A 26,152-nucleotide genomic window follows, 5' to 3' on the forward strand; every position below is an offset into this window, starting at 1 on the left:
GTCATCCTAGATCAATTTTCATTTCTAAAAACAAAGGGAAGTTAACTTACACTTCTACTTGTAAGTTAACATGCGGATTATGAAATTTAATCCCTTGTTTTAAATTTTCATACATTTGTGGATCAGTCCACTCAGATTGAACTTGTTCTGAAAAAACAATTCCTTCAAGGTTTAACAAACCCATTTGCTCATTTTGAATATCTTCAAGGAAACTTTGGGCATATCCCGTATCGGTTTCATGAACAATCACTGAATAAACTTCAACATCGCCTTCCCCATTTTGGGTAACGGTCGATTGTAATACCTGTTGAGCTAAGAAATAGAAGATACGAGAAAATTGTTCGGCAGATGGAGACACTGGTAAAGAAATCCAACGTGCACTAAAAGTCTTACAAGCATCGATATATTGAGGATCATCTTTTTCCCAGAAACAAATCGCATGATCAAAACTATCAAAAAGATCCTTAATTACACCTTTTAACAGTCCAAAATCATATACCATTTGTCCATGATCTAATTTCGAAGCTTTAAGTAATAACTCGACTTTATAACTATGCCCATGAATCGATCGCTTACAACGATCCGATGTACAGTTACGTACAACATGTGCATTTTCAAACTTAAATAACTTACGAATTAACATGTGCCAAATCGATCATTCCTTCTAAGAACATTATTATAAAGCAAAAGACAAAAACTTCGCACCACTTTTCAAATAGAAACAATTAGCAAAAAGTATGATAAGAGATGTGAAGGAATTTTGAAGATATTGATTTTTACTTTAAATACTGTCTATGCAGAAATATGACCCCATCCCTTTTATTAATAAGTTTCAAGTATTACAGACTAAAAAAAAATATCAATAAATTTATTCAGTTAAATGGAGCCAAGCTTCTGGAATATACATATACTTGCTTGTCTTTTCGCATTAAAGCACTGGTAAACTGACGCTTTCTATTGTTTAGAACAACTTCAATTTGAGCTTGAAAGAAGTTGGATTTAACATCAATAAGACCACTCACCTGCTTTTTCTTCTCACTATCAACCGCTGAAAAAGCATTCAATTGCCAAAGTTCATCAACATTTTGAAAGAACTTTAAGTTTTGCTGTCGTGCTTGTAATTCTTTTTCTATAGTTTCCATATCTAGTTTTTCATCAATACTTGCTAAAACCAATGGTGAAGCAGTATTAATATTTAACTTCGTATTTTCAGGTAAGGCAGAAATATATGGAGAGATAAGGTCATATTTTTTACCTTCAAAGCCTCTGACCAGCTTTAACTCTTCAATACGATGAAATTTAGTATTTGCAGTCATATAGCTTGGATCTAAACCTTGATAATAACTACTTTCTGCTCCCATCGGTCCAGCTGGTTCATCATTTGGGTCTTGCCAATCAATAACAGCTTGACTTAACTCAGCCGGTAAACCTACTCGTACAAGCAAACGCTCGAACCAATTTTTAGCATCTTCATTGACAGCACCTTCCTCGTTGGTCAAATTATTTAGATTAAACTTCCCCGACTCATCAAGTAAACGCCCTGAGACAGAACCATCTTCAACTGGGAACGGTGGCATAGGTTGCGCCCATGTTTCCTTTAAATGATCCACTCCACCAGCATTATTTGCATCTTGAATTAATAATTCCGAAAAAAAAGCTTCTGCACTTTTTGCATAGAGCAAAGATTGATTTTGCCGCATTAAGTAAGCTGTATTTTCCATAGTATTATTTTGATGCTTGGCAATTGAAGCAGCTAAAATTGTAGCCAAGGCGACCATAATAAGTATTGTCAATAAAGCCACGCCCTGTTGGTGCTTATAACGAATAACCATTATGAACCACCTTGCTGAGAAAGTGCTAAGTTGCTTTGATTTAAGCTATAAATCCATTCATAACTTACTCCCGCTACTGTAACTTGGATTTTTATTCCTTTCGGTAATTTTTTTAACTCGTTAGGTTTTGTTGGATCAATATTAACTTCGGGCCATTTTGTTACTTCTTGCGGAGTTAAAACCATGATCTGATATTGGTCAACTTGACTTAGCAAGGTACTTGATAAAGGTTGCTCGTTATTCGAAGTATTTAAATTTGTATATTTAAGACGATATAGTTTTTTTTGGTCAGCATCATAACGATATTCAATTCGTTCAAATGGTGATAAACCCTGTTTTAAAGGATCAGTTACGCCTGCTTTGCTAAAACGTAAAATTTGATTATCGATTTCTAAAGCTGAATGAAGTTGCCCACCTTGATTTGCAGATAAAGGAATAATTTGTAGAGTATCACGAAGAATTTGTTGATAAGCATCTTGTAATTCAAATAAATGCACTTCATGTTCGGCGTTACGATCACGAACCTTGAGCAAATAATCGAATATTTTCCACCCCAATAAAGATAAAACCGCGAAAATAGCAATCGCAACCAATAACTCAACCAACGTAAATCCCGAGGCGCGAGCTAATCGAGCACTGCTCGATCGCGCCGCAAGATGAGAAACAGTGTTTCGAGTGTGAGAATCTCTAAAACAGCGCTTTGTCTGAGCGTAAGACGAAGAGCTATGCTCTGAGCAGTCAGTCGTTACAACGTCTGATCCAGCTGCAAGATGTGAAACTTTGCTTCGGGTGCAAAAGTGCTTATTTTTTATCATTATTTTGCTTTCACTGGATAATTAAAAAAGACCATATGCGTAATACCGTTTTGTACTTTTCCCTTATCCGGATCATATAAGCTGATTTGTACATCAATTTTTTGAACATTAGGGCTAACAGTCGATTCAGCTGATTTATCAACCTGCCATATCTCACCTTGAGAAGTTACCTTCTTACTTTGAGTGCCTTGCAACCACTCTTGGTTAATCTCCATCATAGCAATTTCATTCATTGCTACAAATTGAGCTTTGGTTCGTAAAATCGCATTAGAGGTAGACTGAGTGTACTGCATAGCCACTTTAGTTAAAGCGACAGCTGCTAAAGCAAAGATTGCAAGAGCAACCATAACTTCTAAAAGGGTAAAGCCTTTAGATTTCATTTATTTTACCCAAATGATCTATTTGTATTTCTGAACCAATCGGTTTTTGTTCTAAATAAAATTGTATTTTTACAGTCTTGGCTTCACCATTGCCGAACCAAATGAGTTGAGGCGTTTGCCCTCCCACTAAATCAGTATTTTTAGCTTTAGAATAATTCTGCCCATCTATCGGTTGCACAGAGAAAGATACATGCGTAGGAAGTTGCCGTGTTTTAAACTCAGCATATTTCTGCCATTGGTTTTTTATATCTTGTACTTGCAAGGTACTTTGATCGTGATATTCGTATAATTCATAAGAAAATGGTGAGACATCTGTCTCACCATGAGTTTCTAAAGCTAATACACGCGATTGATCAAGTGATTCTTTATTAATTTTCTGCAAATCTAATAAAAATAACTCTCGTGCCTGCATTGCCTTCTTTTGGTCTATACCGCCGATATTCAATACAACAAGTGAGGTCATAATTGTCATAATCACGATGACCACCATCACTTCTATAAGGGTAAAGCCTTTTTGTGATTGAAATGATTTCGATTTCATATTGACCTATTAAGCGTATTGCTCAACTGCTTGTTTCGGTAAGGCCAATGCCTGATCAATATAAGCTACCCTTAAAGTATCTCTTGAACCCAAATAACGTTGGTAAAAACTTGAGTTCAGAATTGCCGCAGCTCCATGAGTGAGCGACCAAATTGAAGCCAAGTAATCGCGCGTACTCATATGACTTTGAATTGACTCCAAATAATGATCAGTCATACGAATAATGATACGTAAGCGCTGTTTTCTTACCTGATACAACTCATTAAAAAGATGGTGTACACCTTGAGCAGTAATCGAAAGCTTTTCTTCAATTTGATGAAACAATACAGTTCGTTCTGGATGGTGCAAATGGTGCAACATAAAGAAAGCCAAATGCTCTGGAAAAGCTTTTTCAGTGTCTTGAACCATTTCAAGTAGCATGCGCTCATTACGAATAATTAACAGCATGTACAATTCATCTTTACTTTGAAAATGTTTATACAAGGTACCTTTTGCCAAATCAAGCTCAGCAGCCAGCACATCAAGTGTCATTCCGGCTTCGCCATTTTCTAACAACAACTGTTCCGCAACTTGAAATATTAATGCTTCTCTTGCTCGGAACTGAGCTTGACGGTCCATCTTCACGCAATTACTCTCTTTATATAGTTTCTATAAGTTAAATCGCTTTGAGTAAATTTTCGAAATTTTGCGAGGTGATTCTTGCAATTTCCTCAACCGATTTATCATATACCTCACTAAGTGCTTTCGCTACATAGGGCACGTATTTTGGTTCATTTGTTTTACCACGATATGGCACTGGAGCCAAATAAGGGCTATCTGTTTCAATTAAAAGTCGATCCAAAGGGACTTGCTTGGCAACATCTCGTAGATCTTGCGCATTTTTAAATGAAACAATCCCTGAAAAGGAAATATAGTAACCACAGTCTAATACGGCTTTTGCTGTTTCCCAGTCTTCAGTAAAACAGTGCAAAATACCATGTGTAGATTGTTCAGCTCGAATAATATCTACCGTGTCATGTTTGGCTGAACGTGTATGAACAACTACTGGCTTTTTGACATTTTTAGAGGCTTGAATATGCCGAGCAAAACAAGCCTTTTGCTCATTAATAAAGTCAGTGCTATGGTAATAATCTAAACCTGTTTCACCTAAAGCCCACACTTTTTCTGATTGGGCTAACTCAGTCAAATACTCAGTCGTTGCTCGGGCCATGGTATCTACATCCTCACAAGGATGTACACCAACAGTATACCCAACGTCTTCATGACGCTTTGCGATTTCAGCTAAAGCAATGTGATCATCAAGGTCAACTGAAATTGCCATAAACTTAGAGACACCTTCTGCTCGTGCAGCAGCAAGTGCAAGATCTAAATCACCGTTATAAGGTGTTAAATCCAACATTGTTAAATGGCAATGAGTATCAACAAACACTGTATTTTCCTATCTGCTTACATGGTATAACTTGGACGATCTAAAGACATACTACCAGCTAAAATCCGTTCAGCCTCAGCTTTATAGTAAATACCTTTATCACCACTCAATTGAATTGCGAAGCCTTGCGGCTTAAAGCCACTTTGCTTATGTGAAATCCACACTACTTTACCAGTTAAAGGAATTTTTTGTGATTGTTCTGGCAACGTAGCTAAAATAAAAATTTCTTGGCCCATCTTCACTTTTTGCTTTGATGGCACAAATAAGCCCCCACCTTGCACATAACCCATATAGCTTGCTTGCAAGGTTGCTCTATCAGGAATATTGACCTGAATAATTCCACCCATTTGTGGCTGCATTATAGTTACCCTTAAACGTTCATTAATTTTATAAAAAGTTGATCTGTGATGAGTTGTGTTTGTACATTTTGTTCAACCAATCTTTTAGATTGCTGTAATTCCTCATAAAGACTGAATAAGCTTTCTAAATTATAGTTTTGTGCCAATTGATCAAATTGTAAATCAATATTTTTCTGTGGTTGGTTCAGCTTGACACAAATTAAATCCCCTAACAAGTATTCAAGAAGCATCATAAAATCACTAAAGTTGAGTTCTTTCTGCCACTTAGCCGAATAAAATAAAGGCATGTTTTTTTGATGAACTACCTTAGTCCAGTCTTCTAAAAATGTTTGTCTTTTCGCAAACCAATCGCTAGTGGCAATTTCGACTGCTTGCAAAGGCATATCATTAGAAAGACCTAACAATAATTCAGGTGGCACTGACGCAATTTCAGCCAAATGCTCATTTAGATAAGTTGTTGCCTGCTCATATGAAATACGGTCTAAAGCAAAATGCTGTAAACGACTTCGAATGGTAGCTGGTAATTTCAAATAGTGATCAGCCAACAAAATTAAAACAACACGCTCACCGGGTTCTTCTAAAGTTTTTAACAGTGCATTTGATGATGCAAGATTTAAAGCTTCGGCTGGTTCAATAACAATAACACGCCATCCTTCACCAGTTTGCTGGACAAATGGCAATAGATCTCGAATTTTTTCTATTTTAATTTTTGCATTCTGTTTTTTATTTTCTTCATCAGTCGTGATATGAACATAATTCGGGTGCGTGTCTGATTTTAACCATTGACAGCTACTACATTCGCCACAAGCCCCCTGAGGCTGCTTATTTAAACAAAGTACCCATGCTAAAAAATGCTTGGCAAAAGCATGCTTACCACAACCTTGTTTACCATAAAACAATAAGCCATGCCCAATATTAGGAAAACGTGTTGTTAACGTTTCCCACATTGTCTGTTGCCACGGATAAACCTTAGAAGTCACATTCTGATTCATTAAATTAACACTTACTCAAAAGACTCAACAGGCATATTATTTAGACGGTCAAGATCTGCTTGGGTGTCAACACCTGGCGGCAAATTTGCTTCTGCTACAGCAATAGCAATACGGTGCCCGTTTTCTAAAACACGTAATTGCTCAAGACTTTCTAGCTTTTCAAGTTTACCCATGTCCCATGTAACATATTCTTGTAACAAGTTCACACGATAAGCATATAGACCTAAATGACGAAATGCTTGGCTATGTAAAGTTGGTTCAGCTTGTTTAGCACCATCTCGATCATAAGGAATAGTTGCACGACTAAAGTACAAAGCTTCATTTTGATTAGACATAACCACTTTCACAATGCTGTCACGCTGAAACTCATCTAAAGCATAAATAGGCTCACATAATGTGGACATTGAACAATTTGGTTTTTCAACTAGAAGCTTAGCAACCTGCTGAACAAGTTGAGCTGGCAGTAAAGGCTCATCACCTTGTACATTTACAATAATGTCATCCGCATCCCAACCTTTAATACGAGCAACTTCACTTAAACGGTCTGTTCCCGATGGATGTTCAGCACTTGTTAGAACAACATCAACGCCCTCTACACGGCATATTTCAGCAATACGGTCATCATCGGTTGCTACACACAGATCATCGAAACCTTCAACTTTCTTTGCCTGATCTACTACGCGTAAAATCATAGGACGATCATGAATAAGTAACAATGGCTTACCTGGCAAACGCGAGCTTGAGAAGCGTGCTGGAATAACGATGTGTTTCATTTTTTCTTCCTAAGATATTTGAATATCAAGCTTTTGCAATTGCTGATTTAAAACCTGATAGCATTCTTCAGACAAAACAGCTTTAACAGGTACGACCCAAATAGGCCGTTTAAATTCTGGATGCTTTTCGAGTAACGGTAACAACTTAACCGCATCTTTTTCAGTCGTAATGATAGGTTGGTCATCATTAAATACAAGATCATCAATAACGTAATCATGATGATCACGAAAAGCATGCTCTTGAAATTGGTTTATACCTAAACCTGTAAGTGTTTGATAAAAGCGCTGAGGAAAACCAATACCAACTACTGCATGGTAATTATTTTGAGTATTGAATGATAATTCAGTTGATGAAGAAGGATTCAACAAGTAAGGTTGGCCTGCATCCAAATGCATATGCATTGCTGTTGAAGGAGCAAATGCATGTTCGATTACTGTACCAGTTTTTAAACGTTCAGCAGGTTCACGCAAATAGCCTTCTGGTAATAACTTTCTATTTCCAAGGCCACGATTTTGATCAAGCACAATCCATTCTATTTGACGACCTAATGCCCAGTGTTGCAAACCATCATCACTAATAATTAAATCTAGTTTTGTTGATGCTAATAATAACTCGATTGCTGATTGTCTATTGGGCCCTACAGCCATAGGAACGCCTGTTGACTGTACAATTAAAGCAGGTTCATCTCCTGCTTCAGCTGCATGACTAGCTGATGTCACCAACATAGGAAAAGGACCAGCTCCCCCATAGCCTCGGCTAATTACCCCTATTCTTACGTTATGTTGTTTTAGATAGTTAACCAGTTCTATTAATAATGGCGTTTTGCCACTGCCCCCCACTGTAATATTTCCAATCACCATGACCGGTACAGGCGCGTCATAGATTTTTTTTAAACCTGAATTATAAAAATGACGATTCAATAAAAACCCAGCACGATACAAACATGATAATGGACGCAAAACAACCAACCAATTTGATTGTTTATTCCATGCATTTTGTATCAGCTGGGCTAAAGACATACTTAGTTGTCCTCAAAATTACGCTGATGTAATTGATGATAAGCACCCTGTTTAGCAAGTAATTCTTGATGAGTACCTTGTTCAACAATTTGTCCACGATCTAACACAACAATACGGTCTGCATTTTCAATTGTTGATAAACGATGCGCAATCACAATCGTTGTACGATCTTGCATCGCTTCATCAAATGCTTGTTGAATAAAATGTTCAGATTCATTATCAAGCGCACTTGTCGCTTCATCTAAAATAAGAATTGGCGCATTTTTTAAAATTGCACGAGCAATTGCTATACGTTGACGTTGACCACCAGACAAGTTTAAGCCTTGAGCACCTAAGACAGTATCGTAGCCATTTGGTAAGTTCATAATAAAGTCATGGGCGTAAGCGGCTTTCGCTGCGGCTATCACTTGTTCATCACTTGCATCATGTAACTGACCATAAGCGATATTTTCACGTACTGTTCGGTTAAACAAAACAACTTGCTGATTTACCATTGCAATTTGCGTGCGCAAACTTGAAAGTTCAATATCACGTATTGGTAAATCATCTAAATAAATTTGACCACTTGAGACTTCTTGGAAACGTACCAGCATGTTCACTAAAGAGGTTTTACCAGCACCAGAACGCCCTACCAATGCAACAGTTTCGCCTGGGCGGATATCTAAAGAAAAGTCTTTAATCGCCTGAGTGCCATCAGCATAGTTAAGTACAACATGATCAAAACGAATTGCACCTTGCAACTTAGGTTGAAGCTGACCGCTGTTTTCTTCTTCCGGCAAATCTAATAATTCAAAAACGGAATGTGCTGCTGCTAAACCACGCTGCAACTTCTCATTGACATCAGTCAAGTTTTTGACAGGTTTAGAAAGTAAGCCAGCCGCTGTAATATACGCGACAAACTCACCAGCACTTGTATTACCTAAAATTTGCGGTCTCAAAGCCAACCACACAATAAGAGCCATTGCGCAAGCCATGACTACTTGAACAACGGGGCTATTTAGGTTTTGTACAATCACCATTTTTAAACCGCGTTTTAAGTTCTCTTCAGATGACTTATAAAAACGCTCTTGTTCTGACTCTTCACCTGCGAAACTTTTAACAACTGCACTACCACTAATACTTTCTTGCACTACATGGTTGACATCACCCATAGTGTCTTGCACTTGCAGTGAAAGTTTGCGCATTCTTTTTGATGCTCTACGTACCAAAACACCAATAATAGGTAGGAAAACCATGATACAAATAGTCAAACGCCAATTTGTATAAAACAAATAACCTAACAATCCCAAAGTAATCATGCCATCTCGAACGATGGTTTTTAAGGATTCAGATGAAGCAGCCGTCAGCTGTTCAACGTTATACATAATTTTGGCTGTAATGTGTCCCGAAGAGTTATCGAGATAATACTGGGCTGGCAATCTTAAAAGTTTTGCATAAACCTCTTGGCGAATGCTAAAAACTAAACTACGAGATATAACAGCAGTATAGTAGCCACCCATAAATAGGCCAAGACCGCGGAAAAATACTAATAAAATAATTAGTAAAGGGAACCAATCCAGATCCGCTCTACTCGAATTTTGAATTGCATCAATAATAAATTTAATGAGCTTAGCAACTGAAACCTCTGTTGCTGAGTTCATACCGAATCCGATAAGAACTAATAAGGCCACGCCCCAATAAGGTTTTAAATAAGATATGAGACGCAAATAAACCTTAAAATCTTGATTCACTCAGAAAAACCTCTAGAAGGAACTTTGGTACTAATATTGATGTTAACAAAACCGAGTTGTCCTGCTACATCCATAACACGAATAACATCCTGATGAGACGCTTTTGCATCAGCAGCAATGATAAACATAAAATCACGGCGCTCTTGAGCAATTTGCTTAATTGCAGTACTCAAATCAGCTATATCTTTGGTAGACAATGCCTGACCATTAACAGCGTAATGACCGCTAGAGTCTACCACGACTTCAATTTTATGATCGTACTGTTTTGGTGGGACACCTTGCGCATCTGGTAATGTTAAATTGATACGACTGGGCTGGTTAAAAGTAGTAGATAACAATAGAAACACTAAAATAAACAACAAACAGTCAATCATCGGTGTCAGATTGATATGAATATCTTCAACTTGAGAACGTTTAAACTTCATATTGTTCCCTATCCATCAACCAACACGACGGTGTTCTTGAGCAACAGAAGAGCGTTTGTAAAACAGTGATGCGTGAAAGAGTGTAGACTGCTGCTCTAATTCCGCAATGTAGTTTTGCACTACTCTTTGAAAATAGCGATATGAAATAAGAGCAGGAATTGCAATGAGCATACCAACGGCGGTCGTAATTAGGGCTTTTGAAATACCCGGAATCATTAGACTTGGACTACCTGCCGAACCAAAATCAATAACTAAAAAAGACTCAATAATCCCTACAACTGTCCCAAGCAAGCCAAGTAATGGTGCAATTGCACTTAAAGTTCCCAAGAAGTTAATATTTTTTTCTAAATAAGAAATTTCTTGAGAAGCCATTGCTTCCATTTGTGCTCGAGCAAATTGCTCACCATGTTCTTGATGCTCAAAACCAGCTTTTAGAATATTTCCTAATGCTGTGTTTTGGGCAGCAGTATCCTGCTCCAAATTTGTGATGATATGAGAAACATCTGCACTACCATCACTCATCAGTAATTTGGGCAAAACTTGTGAACGTCTTAAACGTATAAAACGCTCAATACTAATAGCGACCGTTAAAATTGAACACAAAATTAAAGGCAGCATTAACCAGCCGCCCGCTTTCACAAGTTCCCACATATTTTCTTCCCCAAGAATATAAATTAGAAATATATGACCTAACTTAGAATTACTCTGGCAAACAAATATTCAAAATACCATCTAACTCATCGAGTGAATGATAATGAATAACAAGCTTACCTTTACCTTTCTGGTTATGATCAATTTTAACATTGGCACCAAATCGCTCAGATAATTTTTGCGTTAATTGCTCAATGTCTGGTGCAACAGGAGTTTTTTCTTTTTCCTGCTTAGGCTCATTCCAATCGCGCACTAACTGTTCAGTCTGACGAACAGATAATCCTTTTTCGATAACAATTTTGGCAACTTCAAGCTGCTCTTTGCCTTTTAAAGTCAAAATGGCACGAGCATGCCCCATATCAAGCTGGCCCTGTTGCATAAACTCTTTAATATCATCAGCCAAGCTTAATAAACGCAGTAAATTACTCACCGTTGTTCTTGCTTTACCGACAGTATCAGCGATTTCCTGATGACTTAAACCAAACTCATCATGAAAACGTTGCAATGCTAAGGCTTGATCAATAGGGTTTAAATCTTGACGCTGGATGTTTTCAATCAGCGCTAATGCAATGGCAACTTGGTCATTTAAATCACGAACAATTGCAGGAATTTCAGTTAAACCGGCAATTTGTGCAGCACGCCAACGACGCTCACCTGCAATGATTTCGTAAGGATGAGCTTCATCATCTACAGGGCGGATAACGATTGGCTGCATTACCCCATGCTTTTCAATAGATGATGCTAACTCTTGCAAATCATGTTCATGAATAAAACGACGTGGCTGATATTCACCACGTTTCAACAAATTCACATCAATTTGCTTTAATTGACCATGATCAAGCGCTTGAGCTTCTAGTTGTAATTTTTCTTTTTGAATTGAACCAAGTAATGCATCTAAACCACGTCCTTTCGCCAATCCGCGTTTTTTGATGCTCATACTTTACTTCCTTTCTTCACTTTACTTTTCTTTAACATCTCAGCTGCAAGATTTAAGTATGCAACTGCACCTTTAGAACTTTTCTCAAAATAGATAACTGGTAAACCATGTGCAGGCGCTTCTGCCAATCGAACGTTACGTGGAATCACGGTATCGTAGAGTTTTTTACCAAAAAACTGCTCCAACTCAGCTGACACATCACGTGTCAAAGCATTACGCGCATCATACATAGTACGTAACACACCAATGATTTCTAAATCAGGATTTAAAGCTTTTTGAATACGATCGATAGTTTGAGTTAAATCTGCCAAACCTTCTAATGCGTAGTACTCACATTGCATAGGAATGATTACACTATCTACCGCCGCTAAAGCATTTACTGTAATTAAACTTAAGCTGGGTGCACAGTCAACAATAATGTAATCAAATGAATTTCTAATTTCATTTAGTGCATTCTTTAAAATGAATTCACGTCCTTCTTGTTCCGCAATTGCCAGCTCAACGCCTGAAAGCTCACGGTTCGCACCCAGAACCTTATATCCAACCTCTGCCTTTTGAATTGCTGTTTCGATTGGAACTTCACCCAATAAAACATCAGTAATTGAATAAAGCAGATCATTCTTTTGAATTCCAGACCCCATCGTTGCATTACCTTGCGAATCTATATCGACAAGTAACACACGTTTTTTCAATACAGCTAGTGACGCTGCAAGATTTACTGCAGTCGTTGTTTTACCAACACCACCTTTTTGGTTTGCAATCGCAATAATTTGAGCCATGGTAACCCTAATACTTTTTATTTAAATTCGTTGAAGTAAAAGTAAATGACGTTGTTCATCAAGTCTTGGTACATGCAGTTCAATCACTTTACATGAAAACTCCTGCTTAAGCTCTTCCATTTCTTCAAATGGAATGAGTCCTTTCATTGCAGCAATTATGCTCTGCTCATGTAAATATGGACGCGCAGCATCAACAAAATCAGTCAGTGATGCAAATGCACGACTTGTAATCACATCAAACTGACCAAGCTCATCAATTGTTTCTTGATTTTCAACACGTGTTTGCACAGCTACCACGTTTTTAAGCTTAAGGTCAGCAATAAACTGTTTCAAAAAGCGAATTTTCTTACCATTTGAATCAAGCAATACACAAGAACGCTCTGGCTGACATAAAGCAATGATCATGCCTGGCATGCCACCACCTGTACCTACATCTAGCAAGCGCCCTGCTGGTAAGTCTTTCAAAATACTTAGGCTATCTAACAAATGCTTCACTAACATTTCTTTCGGATCACGAATCGCTGTTAGATTATAAGCTTTGTTCCAAAGTACCAAAGCATCTTGATACTTTAACAATAACGCCAAAGCTTCATCGCTAAGCGATAAACCTAATTTTTGACTACCCTGTTGTAACTCTTGAAAAAACGGATGCATAAACAGATAACATCTAAGTAAAATTTAAAACAAAGTATACCCATTTATGCATCGTGGAACACTATTTAACGATTAGGGATTACGCAGTTAATCGTAGAAGCCTTCACGAATTTGCAAATCTAGCTCCATTAAGCGCTCTGGCGTCCCTACATCTACCCATGCACCTTTAAGCTTTTCAGCGGATACCTTTTGATTTTGCATTGATTGCTTCAATAGTGGAGCTAAAGGACGTTTACCAGGTTCCAATCCATCAAAAAGCTTAGGATGGATAACAGACACACCACTAAAAGTTAGATTCTCACCCTTCACATCTTGATCAAATGCAAAAGCGCGCCCATCCAATAATGTAAAGTCGCCTTCAGGATGTTGTTTAGGATTATCAACCAATACAAGGTGTGCCAAATCATCATTTAGCTTAATATCGCACAGAGCTTCAAAATCCATAGTGGTCCAAACATCACCATTCACTAGAATAAAAGGATCCGTTCCAAGTAGTGGCAAAGCATTAATAATGCCGCCAGCTGTTTCAAGACCTTCTTCTTCTCGTGTCCAACGGATGTCCACACCAAATTGACAACCATCGCCTAAACTACTAATCAGCTTATCAGCCAACCAGGCAGAATTGATGACTATTTCAGTCACACCAGTTTTTTTGAGTTTCTCAATATGCCACACAATAAGTGGCTTACCGCCTACCTCAAGCAGAGGTTTTGGCGTATATAGCGTGAGTGGACGCATACGATTACCCAAACCTGCAGCAAGAATCATTGCTTTCATTATGCTGCTACCTCATAGCTACCATATTTCTCGATAAACTTAGGAATCACTATGTTATTTACAAATGACATGAATTCTTCAAGCTCAGCGTAACCACGACTTTCCTCAAGTAAATACCACATCACTCGCGGTAAATCTTTTAGGTATCCAGACTTACCATCTCGCTCAAACAAGCGGACAAAAATACCCAAAATTTTGATATGGCGTTGAATTGCCATTAAATCAGCATCACGTTTAAATTGCTCAAAACTTCGGTTTTGTTTAGCAGAGACTGGTAAAAGCTCATAGAAAACTTTAAACCAATGATAAACACGTTCGGCATTCCACTGAACATATGCATCGCGCGTAATGGAGATTAAATCATATGTATCAGCTCCAATAACCGCATCTTGGAAATCGATTACACCCAATTCGTCTTCGCTTGCAATCTTCATTAAATTACGGCTATGAAAATCGCGATGTACAATAACCTGAGGTTGAGCTAGTGCTGATTGAGCCAAAAAATCAAAAGCATTATCAATAATTTTCTTTTGCTCAGCCGTTGGATGAATTCCAAGTGATGGCAACATCCAGTCTGTTAACAGGTGCATTTCTGACATTAACTTTTCATAAGAATAAGCTGGAAAATTGTCAGTACCATCAATCGATTGCAAATGAACGAGCTGCTTAAAGCTTTGTTCATAATACTGATCTACTGTTTCATCATTTAATAATGTAGATAACAGCACATCCCCAAAGTCTTCTAACAAAAGAAAACCTTGAGTGAGGTCCTTTGCAATAATTTGGGGTACTCGAACTCCATTACCCGCAAAAAATTCATCAATCGTCACAAACGGAACACAGTCTTCTTTTTCAGGAGGCGCATCCATAAGCATATATGTTTTATTTTGTAACTGAATGCGAGCATAACGGCGGAAGCTCGCATCACCTGCTAAAAAAGCGATCTGAAATTGATCATTTTCAAGAACAGATGTAAGCCATGTATGTATCAATTGTTCACGTTGTGTATTCATTTGCAATAAAATCTAAAACAAGCTGAGATTTTTGAAGGGTTAAGTGTAGCCACTTATAAACTTTTTCTCTATGATGCGACAATAATTAATTGTGAATTAGCATACTTGGTTAATGAGACAATGAAGCATCAGTTTAAATTTAATCCTTTAGCGACCGCTATTTTTACGCTCTTATGTAGTGGCTCCATACAATCAAGTTATGCTGAGTCAGCTGATGTTGTCTCCAACATAGACAATAATCAACTTAAGGCGAGTATTAAGGAAGCCTATCCAGGACAGGAATTCTTTCAACAATATTATGTTGATAAATCTGCACCTGAGGCGCAGTTGCGCAATAATAAATATTTGAGTTCGGCATTTTGTCAAGGAACTTGGATTACCCCTATTAATCCTGAAACCAAAGCGTTAGATGCAGACAAAACCACTTCGGTCGTTACGGCTGATTATGGTCATTACAACCCTGCTGGCGACTCGGTGTTAGAAGGAAATGTGGTAATTGATCAAGAGGGTCGCACGGTTCGTGCCGACAAAGTGACCATTGATAAAACTCAAACATTTGCACATGCAAAAGGCCGAGTACAGTTGGCTCAAGGTGGCTTACTCTCTCAAAGTGACGAAATTGATTACAATTTAAAGACTCAGACTGGTAATTTAGACAATAGTTTTTACATTGCCGAACAACAACATGCCCATGGTCATGCTGGAAAAATCGAAAAAACCTCTCCAAATGTGATGGTTCTTAACGATGCAACATATACCACTTGCCCTCCAGGTCAAAAACCTGCTTGGAAGATCCAAGCCAATAAAATTGAGCTAAATCAAGAAACAGGTCGCGGTGTTACGCGTGGAACAAAAATCTATGTTAAAGATGTTCCTGTTATTGCCGTTCCATATTTCAACTTTCCAATCGATGACCGCCGAACCACGGGTATCCTCAACCCTCAATTTGGCTTCTCAAACGATGGTGGCGTTGAACTTTCTGTACCTGTTTATTTAAACCTTGCGCCTAATTATGATGCAACCGTGACTCCACGTTATTTAGCAGACCGTGGTGCAATGTTGCAAGGTTCGTTTAGATATTTAACTGATGGCTTCGGTTCTGGTCAGATATGGGGCGGTATACTTCCATCTGATAAAAAATACGATGATCAAGATCGTAAAAACTTTAACTTCCTTCATAACTGGGATATTAACGATCAGTGGTCAACCAATCTTGAATATCGTTATGCATCGGATAAAGATTATTTTGCTGATTTAGATAACAGCCCAAACTCTAAAACCGATGTAAATTTACGTAGAGCTTGGGAACTTAACTATCAGCACGGTATTCCCGGCTTAAAAGCCCAGCTTAAAGTTGAAGACTTTCAAACGCTAGATCCAACAATTTCGGATGCAAATAAACCTTATGCACGTTTACCACAGTTTTTATTAAATTATGTCACTGGTAACCCACAGGGATTACAATACGAATTTAATAACGATACGGGATACTTTAAAAAATCAATTAATGACGGTTCTGCTCAGGAAAGTAGTGGTACGCGTATTTATAACCAGTTCGCGACACGTTATAACTATCGAACACCATCAGCCTTTGTTATTCCTGAAGTTTCTGTACGGTCCATCCAGACATTCTATGATAAGGACAGTATTGCCTCACAGGGTCTAGACGCAAGCTCGGAATCTAAATCAGTTGTTGTACCTCAGTTTACTTTGGACAGTGGTTTAACTTTTGAACGCGAAGGTAAATACCTACAAACGATCACCCCTCGTGCATTTTATGCGTATGCGCCTTACAAGAACCAAGACGGTTATCCAAACTTCGACTCAACTTCAGCATCGGTTAATTACGATCAACTCTTTAACCCATACCGCTTCTATGGTCATGACCGCCTTGAAGACAACAACTTCTTATCACTAGGTGTAAGTTATAGTCTTTTTGACACGGTAGGTTTAGAACGTTTGCGTGCAAGTGTAGGACAAAGTTATTACTTTGAAGATCGCCGCGTTACTTTAAACGAACAAGATGAGATTGATACCGAACGTAATACTGGTCTTGTCGTAAGCTTAACGAGCCAGCTTAACCAAAACTTTACGATTGCAGCCAATTCTGCATGGATGTCAAATGGTGATAACGCCCAGAGAGACTTCCAAGTTTACTATACAGGCGATAAAGGCAACCTTTACAACTTAGGTTACTTCTATCGTAAAGACATCCCTGGTCGTCAAGATACTTACGATCAAGTTGTTGCATCGTTTATACAACCAATTAAAGACAATTGGCGTATTATGGGCCACGTACAATATGACATCGATAATGATGTTGCCCGTGAAATTTTACTCGGTGTTAACTACGAATCATGCTGTTGGGGTATCTCAGTCTATGGTCGATCTTACTATAACGACCTAGATGATCCGAAAACTTCAAATGTTAGTGAAAAACGTGCGATCATGGCTGAAATTACCCTCAAAGGTTTAGGCGGTTTAAACAATAAACTTGCATCTTTACTCGAAAATCGCGTGTTAGGTTTTAACAAAATTAATCAATCTTGGACACAACGTTAATGAAGACAAAGCATCTTAAACAGTTTTTTAAAGCAACAACCCTTGCTGTATTAATATCTTCATCAATGCATAGTTTTGCCCAACCCGCGGATGAAGTTGTGGCAATTGTGGACAATAGCGTAATTTTAAAAAGTGATCTTGAACAAGGAATGGCTGAAGCCACCCACGAATTGCAAGCACAAAAAAAAGAAGTACCACCTCAACAATACCTACAGTTTCAGGTTTTAGATCAACTTATCTTACGTCAAGCTCAACTTGAACAAGTAAAACGTTATGGCATTAAGCCTGATGAGAAAAGTCTAAATGAAGCAGTACTTAAAGTAGCAAGTCAATCTGGTAGCAAAAGCTTAGAAGCCTTTCAACAAAAGTTAGATGCTATTGCACCAGGTACTTATGAAAATTTACGTAGCCGTATTGGTGAAGATTTAGCAATCAATCGCTTACGTCAACAACAAGTAATGTCTCGCATTAAAATTAGCGATCAAGATGTAGACAATTTCTTAAAGTCACCTCAGGGACAAGCAGCTCTTGGCAATCAAGTACATGTGATTCACATGCGAATTTCTGGGGACAACCCTCAAGAAGTTCAGAGTGTAGCCAAAGAAGTTCGTTCAAAGCTTGCTCAAAGTAATGACTTAAATGCACTCAAAAAGCTTTCAACTACAAGTGCGAAAGTTGAAGGTGCAGATATGGGGTTCCGCCCTCTTTCTGACATTCCAGCTGAACTTGCTGCGCGCATTACTCCGCTACAAGAAGGTCAAACAACTGATCTAATCTCTGTACGTGATGGCGTACATGTTCTAAAACTTTTAGAACGTAAGCAAAATGAACAAAAAGCTTTAGTAACACAGTATCAAACTCGCCATATTCTTATTCAACCGTCTGAAGTCGTTAGTCCTGAAAATGCGAAACAAATTATTGATAGCATTTACAAGCGATTAAAAGCAGGACAAGATTTTGCTACACTTGCAGCAACCTATTCAAACGATACAGGTTCAGCACGTGATGGCGGTAGTTTAGGCTGGGTTACACCAGGCATGATGGTTCCTGAGTTTGATAAAAAAATGCAGGAAATTCCTGTAGGTCAAATTAGTGAACCTTTCCAAACTCAATTTGGTTGGCATATCCTACAAGTGACAGACAAACGCGAAAAAGATATGACTCATGAATATCAAGAGCGTATGGCACGTCAAATTCTAGGTGAGCGTCAATTCAACACCGAAGTTGATAGCTGGTTACGTGAAGTACGTGCTAATGCCTATGTAGAAATTAAAGATCCTAGCCTCGACAAGAAAAACTTACCAAAGTAAGTTCTTTTCGCCGTTATTAAAACCTGTGTTTATCACAGGTTTTTTTATGAATAAAAATCCAGCTAATAAAAAAACCGGTTATTTACATAACCGGTTTCTACAAATCAAACCCTAACGGGAATTATTTATAACGATCAACCATTTTCTCTAAAGAAATTGGGCGGATCTTATCAGCATTACCAGCTGTACCAAACGCTTCATAACGATCAATACAAATTTGCTTCATTGAATCTACAGTTTTAGCAAAGTATTTACGTGGATCAAATTCAGCTGGGTTTTCAGCCATAAACTGACGAATTGCACCTGTAGATGCTAAACGCAAGTCTGTATCAATGTTGATCTTACGCACACCATGTTTAATTGCTTCTACAAGCTGTTCAACAGGCACACCATAAGTCTCTTTAATATCACCACCGAATTCATTGATTACTTTCAACCATTCTTGTGGTACAGAGCTTGAACCGTGCATAACAAGGTGAGTATTTGGTAATGCCGCATGAATTTCTTTAATACGGTCAATTGCCAAGATATCGCCTGTAGGTGGACGAGTAAACTTGTAAGCACCATGTGAAGTACCTACAGCAATCGCCAAAGCATCTACATTGGTATCAGCAACAAACTGAGTTGCTTCCTCAACAGAAGTAAGAAGTTGTGAGTGATCGAGTACACCTTCAGCACCAACACCGTCTTCTTCGCCAGCCATACCAGTTTCAAGGCTACCTAAACAGCCAATCTCACCTTCAACAGAAACACCACATGCATGTGCTAAAGCAACAACATTACGAGTTACATCAACGTTGTATTCGTAAGATGTAGGTGTTTTACCATCTGTACCTAATGAACCGTCCATCATCACAGAGCTAAAGCCAAGCTGAATTGAACGCTGACAGATCTCAGGACTTGTACCATGGTCTTGGTGCATTACCACTGGAATGTGCGGCCATTCTTCAATTGCAGCCAAAATAAGATGGCGCAAGAATGGAGCACCTGCATATTTGCGAGCTCCAGCTGATGCCTGAACAATCACAGGTGAATTGGTTGCATCCGCGGCAAGCATAATTGCACGCATTTGTTCTAAGTTATTTACGTTAAATGCTGGTACGCCGTAGTTATGTTCTGCAGCGTGATCCAAGAGCTGGCGCATTGAAATGAGTGCCATAATATCCTCCCAGGTAGTGCGGCTTATTCTACCTTGTCATTTATTTCAATTCAGCAACAAATCACAGTATTTCAAAAAAAATCCCTGCATTTGCAGGGACTTTTTAACAAAACACAACAAATTAATGAGTTTCTGAAGCAGCCGGCTCGCTAGAAGCGCTACCTTCAACCACATCGGTATTCTTTTCATCTAAAACTGGCTTATCAAGCGAATCAATTGTAGCTTGCTGTTCAGGAGTTACTTTATCAGCAATTGCTGTAGAAGCAGCATCTTGCCCTGCATTAGAAGACTCTTCTTTTTTGCCACAAGCAGTCAACATCACTGGAACAATTAACAAAGCAGCTAAGGTAAGTTTTAAATTCATCACTATTTTCCACAATTGGTGATTTAGTGCTCATTATTTTATTTCAAAAATATGACAATTTAATGACTTATCCATGAAAAAAGGGATTGAACCCAACCCCTTCTTATTTTTGCATATATCTATTATGCACGTTCTAATAAAACTGCAACTGCTGGCAAAGTTTTACCTTCAACAAACTCAAGGAATGCGCCACCACCAGTTGAAATATAGCCAATTTGGTCAGCAACATTATATTTATCGATCGCAGCAAGTGTATCACCACCGCCAGCAATCGAGAATGCATCTGATTCAGCAACAGCAAGAGAAAGTGCTTTAGTACCTTCGCCGAATTGATCAACTTCAAATACACCAACTGGGCCATTCCAAAGAATCGTTTTAGAAGTAGTCAAAATTTTTGCAAAAGCTTTAGCTGTTTCAGGACCAACATCTAAAATCATATCGTTTGATGTTACATCTTCAACTTTCTTAACAACAGCTTCCGCTGCCGCTAAAGAACCCAAGAAATCTTCAAAATTAATTTGAGATGCATCAGCAACAACAACATCTGTAGGAAGCGGAACACTTACTTTAGCAGCAATTTGTTTTGCAGTTTCAACCAAATCAGCTTCGTATAAAGATTTACCAACGTTGTAACCAGCTGCCGCTAAGAAGGTGTTTGCGATACCCCCACCAACAATAAGTTGATCACAAATAGTAGATAATGAGTTTAAAACATCAAGTTTTGTTGAAACTTTAGAACCAGCAACAATAGCAACCATTGGTTTTTCAGGTGTTTGCATTGCACGACCAAGTGCATCTAATTCAGCAGCTAGTAATGGGCCTGCAGCTGCAACAGGAGCAAAACGAGCAACACCTTCTGTAGAAGCTTCCGCACGGTGAGCAGTACCAAATGCATCCATAACAAATACATCACATAGAGCAGCATACTTTTGTGCAAGCTCAGGATTGTTCTTCTTTTCACCCACATTAAAACGAACATTTTCGAGCAAAACCACTTGCCCAGCCTGAACCTCTACACCATCAAGATAGTCAGTAAATAATTTAACTTCTTGACCTAATGCTTCAGTTAAATATGCTGCAACTGGTGCAAGTGATTGTTCTGGCTTTGGCTCACCTTCAACAGGACGACCTAAATGCGAAAATACCATTACAGCAGCGCCTTTTTCTATAGCAGCTTTTATTGTTGGAAGTGCTGCACGTAAACGAGCATCGCTGGTAATCACGCCATTTTTAACAGGAACGTTTAAATCTTCACGAATAAGTACACGTTTACCTGCTAAGTTAAGGTCAGTCATACGCTGAAAATTCATGTAAAGCTCTCTTTATGATTTTAAAAACGCGCCAATTTTAAATGATTACATCAAAAAAGGTTAGTTTTTTTGCATAAAAGCTGTAGAAAGCCAAAGTTTTGATTATGATAGAGGTAGTAATCTAATATTTCATCCATTATGTCTATTCATCCAGATCCACAAATCAATCGTTTAAATGTTTTAGGTGAACCTTTAGCAAGCTGTTGTTTTGATCCTATTACTGGTTATTTTCGAAATGGTTTTTGCCATACGGCGGTAACAGATCTTGGGCAACACACTGTATGTGCCCAAATGACTTCAGAGTTTTTAAATTTTTCACAAAAAATTGGAAATGATCTTATCACCCCTCTACCTGAGGCAGGCTTCCCGGGTTTACAGCCTGGCGACTTCTGGTGCATCTGTGTAACTCGCTGGGTTGAAGCTTATCAAGCTGGGCAAGCACCTCCCATCAAACTCCACGCTTGTCATCAAGCAGTATTAAGCTATGTTCCTTTAGATGTGTTAATGGAATTTGCAGTTTGATGAAGCAACCCAAAATTATCTTGGCATCGAGTAGTCAAACGCGTAAGGATTTGATGAATCGTTTAAGACTCGAATATACCTGTATTAGTCCAGATATTGATGAAAGTCCTTGTGGTGAGAGTCATGCCGACGATTTAGCAAAAAGATTAGCATTTGCTAAAGCACAGCTTATAGCTCAACAGAATCCTCAAGCAATTGTAATTGGATCAGATCAGGTTGCATGGCGAGAACATGCACCTCATGATTTTATTGGTAAGCCATTAAACTTTGAAAATGCCAAAGCTCAATTAACGGCCAACTCTGGTAAAACAGTCTTTTTTAGTACAGCTTTAAGTGTCCAGTGCATTGAAAAGGGTTTTGAACACACTCTCATTGATCACTATCAAGTTAAATTCCGCAATCTAACCCAGTTTGAAATCGAAAGATATATCGAGTTAGACAAACCCTTCCATTGTGCGGGAAGTTTTAAGTGTGAAAGTCTAGGTATTAGTCTATTTGAAAAAATGATAGGCCAAGATCAAACCACTTTAATGGGTTTACCCATGATTCAGCTTTGTCAGATTTTAAGACAGCTTGAACTTCAAATTCCTTAATATTTATTAGCTTATTTATAGGTTATCTCCATGACACAACCTTTAACCGTTTTAGGCGGCATTACTGCTGAACAATTCCTAACAGAATATTGGCAGAAAAAACCATTACTTGTGCGCAATGCTATGCCTGAAATTATTGGCATGTTAGAGCCAAGTGATGTAAAAGAACTTGCTGTAGAAGATCATGTCAGTGCTCGTCTTATTCGTCAAAAAGATAAGAACCCAAATGAATGGCATTTAAAATCATCACCGTTAACCAAAGGTGACTTTCAAAAACTACCAAAACTATGGACGCTTTTGGTACAAGCTGTTGATCATTACTCATTTGATTTAGCCGAGTTATGGAAGAAGTTTCCTTTCATTCCACAATGGCGTCGTGATGATATTATGGTTTCTTATGCCCCTAAAGGTGGTTCAGTTGGAAAACATTTTGACTTTTATGACGTGTTCTTAGTTCAAGGCCATGGACACCGTCGTTGGCAACTAGGACAAATGTGTGATGAAACTACTCAATTTGTACCTAATCAACCTTTAAAGCTTTTACCTGAAATCGATGTTCATTTTGACGAAGTTTTGGCTCCTGGAGACCTTCTATATGTTCCACCAGGATTATCTCACTATGGTGTTGCAGAAGATGAGTGTTTAACCTACTCATTTGGTTTTCGCATGCCTAATATTTCAGGCATGATCGATAGAATTAGCGATCAATTTGCTACCGATGAATTACTACAAAACCCAGTTGTAGATATTGCTCGGAAGAATATTTCTCAAGTTGGTGAAATCAATCCAGAAGAATTAGCTTATTTAAGGGATTTGGTTTTAGCTCAGTTGCAAAACTCATCAGTACTTGATGCTGCTATTATGGCTTACATGACTGAGCCTAAATATCCAGACAATATTCCAGAACCTGATGAAATTGAAATTGAAGATTTAAATGCTATTTTGTCAGAAGGCTATGAATTATTGCTAGAACCTGCTTCTCGCCTGCTTTATAAAGAACAAAATGGTGTTTTAAAGTTTTGGGGTAATGGAGAAGATTTACCAATTGTGGAATCTTTTGCCACTCAACTTAAAGCTATAGCTGACGGAAAAAGCATTCCTTTTAATAGCGAACTAAGCAGTTCGGATATTTTAGAGAATATTGTTCAATTATTAAATGATTCAATTATCATGCTTCTCCCTCCTGCGGAATAATATTAGCTCATCATCACGAAAGGAGAAATTTATAAATTTCTCCTTTTTTCTTTTATAAATACATGTTTAAATATACCATTCTTTAAACCCATGTTTATGGTTATTCGTTTATGGTATAAATCAATCTTGCTAAGTGAAAAAATGATCTATTACAAACTTTGTAAAATATAGAATTTTTTTTAATAAATATAAAATTTATATTTAGAGCATTTGGCTTTATATCTTTTATTGTTTTCAAAAAACGTATTTTTTTCTATCAATAACAATCAATACAATGTAAAATTGCGCGTTCGTGCTTTTTATTTATGCATTCCACCATTTAGGCTAAGAGCAAAATATTTGTGTGAGGCTATCAAAATATGTCAAAAAAAGATGACATCATTACCACTGCTTTAAGACTTTTTAACTCATATAGTTATAATTCTATAGGAGTAGATCGTATCATCAGTGAGTCTGGTGTAGCAAAAATGACATTTTATAAATACTTTCCTTCAAAAGAGAAACTTATTGAAGAGTGTTTATTGTTGAGAAACTCACTTTTGCAAAATTCTCTTACTGCTGCTATTTCCCAAGAAGATGAAAACAATCCATTAGCTCGTATTAAAGCAATATTTTTATGGTATTCAAATTGGTTTAATAGTGACGATTTTAATGGGTGTATGTTTCAAAAAGCCCTAGAAGAAGTATTAAAACAGTACCCTTCTACTCACCAGCCTGCAACCTTATATAAAATATGGTTGACCCAGCTAATGCAAGACCTTCTTATTGAACTTAAAATTGAAGAGTCCCGCCCTTTAGCTTTACTTCTAGTCAATATTTTAGAAGGTATGACCATTCAAGCTCAAGTTGAACATGGTTCAGTAAAAATTTATGACTACTGGAAACGTGTGGAGAGATTAATTGAGTTTGAAAAAACTGCACATTAAAAAATAAAGCGTGATATTATTCTTCTTATGTTGTTGAATCTTCTTCTTATTCATCACGCTGCGTCTGAAAGTCATTCTAGTTTAGAGTTAGACTTCTTTTTGGAATAAGATTCCAAACCAGAATATACAGACCTGTCTGTATGTGTTCCATTATATCTTTAAAAAGTAAAAACTCAATCTTTTTTTATCGACTTTTTTGACATAAATCAGAATTAACTATTGATGAGAGTTAAAACAAGGATTGTTTACTTCAACTTTGTTTCATTTATACTTAACAATTACGCTTCTCACACAACGCAACACTTTCGACACAAAACAACTACAAATTCTTGTTTTGCCTTAATAATGCTATATATTTATCAATTACACTTATAAACCTTTTCAACAAAAACAATTGGATTGATTAGTTTTGCTACATTCATTTCCGCAAGATCAATCTATACTATGCCGGCCATATTGATATAGGTATAAAGTATGAAAGATGGACTCCAAATTGAAGAAATGAAAAATGCGGCTGATTCTGTCGTAGGAACATTAAAGTCTTTAGCTAACACTGACCGTTTATTAATTTTATGTCACTTAGCTCATGAGGAGTTGAATGTCTCTCAGATCGAAGACAAAACACAAATTACCCAGCCCACCCTTTCACAACAATTGATGATGTTACGTAAAAGTGATGTTGTTTCAACCCGTCGTGATGGCAAACAAATTTTCTACTCTATAAAGGATGATAAGATGCATTCAATTTTAAATATGCTTTATCAGTTATATTGCATAAAGTAACTGATCTGCACTTATAAAATTATAATAATATTAATGTATTTCCTGAAATATGCGATTTTTCAACTTGGTAGCGGGTGTAGTTGTTCCAGCAAAGAGGATTGAAAATTCGCGTAGTTTTTCTAGTATTCAAATCTACTGAAAACAAAAATAATCTCTTCTATTTCTTTTTACATTTTTTATCTTTAACCACTCATTTACTAAACAGCCAAGTCTACATAATTGGTTTATTGATTGTAATGTAAGCAAAACATCTTTCTTACCACTTTAATAATATTATTTTAATATTTTAAAAACATATACTTAATATTACCACAGCTTATAA

Annotated in this window: 29 protein-coding genes; 7 read left to right on the top strand and 22 right to left on the bottom strand. The window is 37.5% G+C overall.

Annotated features, from left to right (window positions below; translation table 11 throughout):
* Nucleotides 1–46: 46 nt before the first annotated feature.
* The 19 genes from AC056_RS14565 to AC056_RS14655 all read right to left on the bottom strand — a co-directional run bounded on the left by AC056_RS14565 (nucleotide 47) and on the right by AC056_RS14655 (nucleotide 15,107).
* On the bottom strand, nucleotides 47–643 hold the full coding sequence (locus tag AC056_RS14565) for a 6-pyruvoyl trahydropterin synthase family protein (protein ID WP_039251397.1): 597 nt from the start codon (nucleotides 641–643) through the stop codon (nucleotides 47–49).
* A gap of 229 nt (nucleotides 644–872) precedes the next feature.
* On the bottom strand, nucleotides 873–1,832 hold the full coding sequence (gene gspK / locus AC056_RS14570; RefSeq protein ID WP_077164015.1) for a type II secretion system minor pseudopilin GspK: 960 nt from the start codon (nucleotides 1,830–1,832) through the stop codon (nucleotides 873–875).
* Entirely contained in the window at nucleotides 1,832–2,647 is an 816-nt protein-coding gene (gene gspJ, locus AC056_RS14575) for a type II secretion system minor pseudopilin GspJ (RefSeq protein WP_077164016.1), read from the bottom strand. Before gspJ ends, gspK begins: the two co-directional genes overlap by 1 nt.
* Nucleotides 2,647–3,027 (bottom strand): type II secretion system minor pseudopilin GspI, encoded by a 381-nt coding sequence (gene gspI / locus AC056_RS14580; RefSeq protein WP_077164017.1) that lies wholly within the window; start codon nucleotides 3,025–3,027, stop codon nucleotides 2,647–2,649. Before gspI ends, gspJ begins: the two co-directional genes overlap by 1 nt.
* On the bottom strand, nucleotides 3,017–3,568 hold the full coding sequence (locus AC056_RS14585) for a type II secretion system protein (protein WP_004701984.1): 552 nt from the start codon (nucleotides 3,566–3,568) through the stop codon (nucleotides 3,017–3,019). The genes gspI and AC056_RS14585 overlap by 11 nt, the downstream gene beginning before the upstream one ends.
* A 9-nt stretch (nucleotides 3,569–3,577) precedes the next feature.
* Nucleotides 3,578–4,186 (bottom strand): TetR/AcrR family transcriptional regulator, encoded by a 609-nt coding sequence (locus AC056_RS14590; RefSeq protein WP_058061711.1) that lies wholly within the window; start codon nucleotides 4,184–4,186, stop codon nucleotides 3,578–3,580.
* A gap of 37 nt (nucleotides 4,187–4,223) precedes the next feature.
* Nucleotides 4,224–4,997, bottom strand: coding sequence for a TatD family hydrolase (locus AC056_RS14595; RefSeq protein WP_077164018.1), 774 nt, complete (start codon nucleotides 4,995–4,997; stop codon nucleotides 4,224–4,226).
* Between the two features lie 17 nt (nucleotides 4,998–5,014).
* Nucleotides 5,015–5,356, bottom strand: a complete 342-nt coding sequence (locus tag AC056_RS14600; RefSeq protein ID WP_001183024.1) for a PilZ domain-containing protein — start codon at nucleotides 5,354–5,356, stop codon at nucleotides 5,015–5,017.
* A gap of 11 nt (nucleotides 5,357–5,367) precedes the next feature.
* Entirely contained in the window at nucleotides 5,368–6,348 is a 981-nt protein-coding gene (locus AC056_RS14605; RefSeq protein ID WP_077164019.1) for a hypothetical protein, read from the bottom strand.
* Between the two features lie 11 nt (nucleotides 6,349–6,359).
* Nucleotides 6,360–7,121, bottom strand: a complete 762-nt coding sequence (kdsB, locus tag AC056_RS14610; RefSeq protein ID WP_077164020.1) for a 3-deoxy-manno-octulosonate cytidylyltransferase — start codon at nucleotides 7,119–7,121, stop codon at nucleotides 6,360–6,362.
* Between the two features lie 9 nt (nucleotides 7,122–7,130).
* Nucleotides 7,131–8,141, bottom strand: coding sequence for a tetraacyldisaccharide 4'-kinase (lpxK, locus tag AC056_RS14615; RefSeq protein WP_077164021.1), 1,011 nt, complete (start codon nucleotides 8,139–8,141; stop codon nucleotides 7,131–7,133).
* Nucleotides 8,142–8,143: 2 nt separating this feature from the next.
* Nucleotides 8,144–9,871 carry a lipid A export permease/ATP-binding protein MsbA gene (gene msbA, locus AC056_RS14620; RefSeq protein WP_077164022.1) on the bottom strand — a complete coding sequence of 576 codons (1,728 nt, stop codon included), beginning with the start codon at nucleotides 9,869–9,871 and terminating at the stop codon, nucleotides 8,144–8,146.
* Complete coding sequence (locus AC056_RS14625) at nucleotides 9,868–10,296, bottom strand: ExbD/TolR family protein (RefSeq protein ID WP_004701995.1); 429 nt, start codon at nucleotides 10,294–10,296, stop codon at nucleotides 9,868–9,870. Before AC056_RS14625 ends, msbA begins: the two co-directional genes overlap by 4 nt.
* Before the next feature lie 15 nt (nucleotides 10,297–10,311).
* Entirely contained in the window at nucleotides 10,312–10,947 is a 636-nt protein-coding gene (locus AC056_RS14630; RefSeq protein ID WP_004701997.1) for a MotA/TolQ/ExbB proton channel family protein, read from the bottom strand.
* A gap of 49 nt (nucleotides 10,948–10,996) precedes the next feature.
* Nucleotides 10,997–11,884, bottom strand: coding sequence for a ParB/RepB/Spo0J family partition protein (locus AC056_RS14635; RefSeq protein ID WP_049063485.1), 888 nt, complete (start codon nucleotides 11,882–11,884; stop codon nucleotides 10,997–10,999).
* Entirely contained in the window at nucleotides 11,881–12,663 is a 783-nt protein-coding gene (locus tag AC056_RS14640) for a ParA family protein (protein ID WP_004702001.1), read from the bottom strand. Before AC056_RS14640 ends, AC056_RS14635 begins: the two co-directional genes overlap by 4 nt.
* A gap of 21 nt (nucleotides 12,664–12,684) precedes the next feature.
* Nucleotides 12,685–13,317 carry a 16S rRNA (guanine(527)-N(7))-methyltransferase RsmG gene (rsmG, locus tag AC056_RS14645; RefSeq protein ID WP_019458985.1) on the bottom strand — a complete coding sequence of 211 codons (633 nt, stop codon included), beginning with the start codon at nucleotides 13,315–13,317 and terminating at the stop codon, nucleotides 12,685–12,687.
* A gap of 87 nt (nucleotides 13,318–13,404) precedes the next feature.
* Entirely contained in the window at nucleotides 13,405–14,094 is a 690-nt protein-coding gene (murU, locus tag AC056_RS14650; protein ID WP_077164023.1) for an N-acetylmuramate alpha-1-phosphate uridylyltransferase MurU, read from the bottom strand.
* Nucleotides 14,094–15,107 (bottom strand): aminoglycoside phosphotransferase family protein, encoded by a 1,014-nt coding sequence (locus tag AC056_RS14655; protein ID WP_077164024.1) that lies wholly within the window; start codon nucleotides 15,105–15,107, stop codon nucleotides 14,094–14,096. The genes murU and AC056_RS14655 overlap by 1 nt, the downstream gene beginning before the upstream one ends.
* A 120-nt stretch (nucleotides 15,108–15,227) precedes the next feature.
* Here AC056_RS14655 and AC056_RS14660 point away from each other — a divergent pair, with 120 nt between their 5' ends.
* Both AC056_RS14660 and AC056_RS14665 read left to right on the top strand, forming a co-directional pair.
* Entirely contained in the window at nucleotides 15,228–17,669 is a 2,442-nt protein-coding gene (locus tag AC056_RS14660) for an LPS-assembly protein LptD (protein WP_077164025.1), read from the top strand.
* Nucleotides 17,669–18,979, top strand: a complete 1,311-nt coding sequence (locus AC056_RS14665; protein ID WP_039251419.1) for a peptidylprolyl isomerase — start codon at nucleotides 17,669–17,671, stop codon at nucleotides 18,977–18,979. Before AC056_RS14660 ends, AC056_RS14665 begins: the two co-directional genes overlap by 1 nt.
* A 121-nt stretch (nucleotides 18,980–19,100) precedes the next feature.
* Here AC056_RS14665 and fba read toward each other — a convergent pair whose 3' ends face one another.
* The 3 genes from fba to AC056_RS14680 all read right to left on the bottom strand — a co-directional run bounded on the left by fba (nucleotide 19,101) and on the right by AC056_RS14680 (nucleotide 21,812).
* Entirely contained in the window at nucleotides 19,101–20,138 is a 1,038-nt protein-coding gene (fba, locus tag AC056_RS14670; RefSeq protein ID WP_004702014.1) for a class II fructose-bisphosphate aldolase, read from the bottom strand.
* Between the two features lie 121 nt (nucleotides 20,139–20,259).
* Nucleotides 20,260–20,502: a hypothetical protein gene (locus AC056_RS14675; protein ID WP_139344666.1), complete on the bottom strand. Its 243-nt coding sequence runs from the start codon at nucleotides 20,500–20,502 to the stop codon at nucleotides 20,260–20,262.
* A gap of 122 nt (nucleotides 20,503–20,624) precedes the next feature.
* Nucleotides 20,625–21,812 carry a phosphoglycerate kinase gene (locus tag AC056_RS14680; protein ID WP_077164026.1) on the bottom strand — a complete coding sequence of 396 codons (1,188 nt, stop codon included), beginning with the start codon at nucleotides 21,810–21,812 and terminating at the stop codon, nucleotides 20,625–20,627.
* Nucleotides 21,813–21,950: 138 nt separating this feature from the next.
* Here AC056_RS14680 and AC056_RS14685 point away from each other — a divergent pair, with 138 nt between their 5' ends.
* From AC056_RS14685 to AC056_RS14705, 5 genes are all read left to right on the top strand, one after another.
* A complete protein-coding gene (locus tag AC056_RS14685) occupies nucleotides 21,951–22,334 on the top strand; it encodes a DUF2237 family protein (protein ID WP_004702019.1) in 384 nt (127 codons plus the stop codon).
* Complete coding sequence (locus tag AC056_RS14690) at nucleotides 22,334–22,927, top strand: Maf family protein (protein WP_039251424.1); 594 nt, start codon at nucleotides 22,334–22,336, stop codon at nucleotides 22,925–22,927. The genes AC056_RS14685 and AC056_RS14690 overlap by 1 nt, the downstream gene beginning before the upstream one ends.
* 30 nt (nucleotides 22,928–22,957) lie before the next feature.
* Nucleotides 22,958–24,121, top strand: coding sequence for a cupin domain-containing protein (locus AC056_RS14695; protein ID WP_077164027.1), 1,164 nt, complete (start codon nucleotides 22,958–22,960; stop codon nucleotides 24,119–24,121).
* A 359-nt stretch (nucleotides 24,122–24,480) separates the two neighbouring features.
* On the top strand, nucleotides 24,481–25,047 hold the full coding sequence (locus AC056_RS14700) for a TetR/AcrR family transcriptional regulator (RefSeq protein WP_019458976.1): 567 nt from the start codon (nucleotides 24,481–24,483) through the stop codon (nucleotides 25,045–25,047).
* A gap of 474 nt (nucleotides 25,048–25,521) precedes the next feature.
* Nucleotides 25,522–25,830 carry an ArsR/SmtB family transcription factor gene (locus tag AC056_RS14705; protein ID WP_004702027.1) on the top strand — a complete coding sequence of 103 codons (309 nt, stop codon included), beginning with the start codon at nucleotides 25,522–25,524 and terminating at the stop codon, nucleotides 25,828–25,830.
* Nucleotides 25,831–26,152: the final 322 nt, after the last annotated feature.

Source organism: Acinetobacter genomosp. 33YU, from assembly GCF_001990725.1.
In the GTDB taxonomy this organism is placed as follows: Bacteria; Pseudomonadota; Gammaproteobacteria; order Pseudomonadales; family Moraxellaceae; genus Acinetobacter; species Acinetobacter seifertii.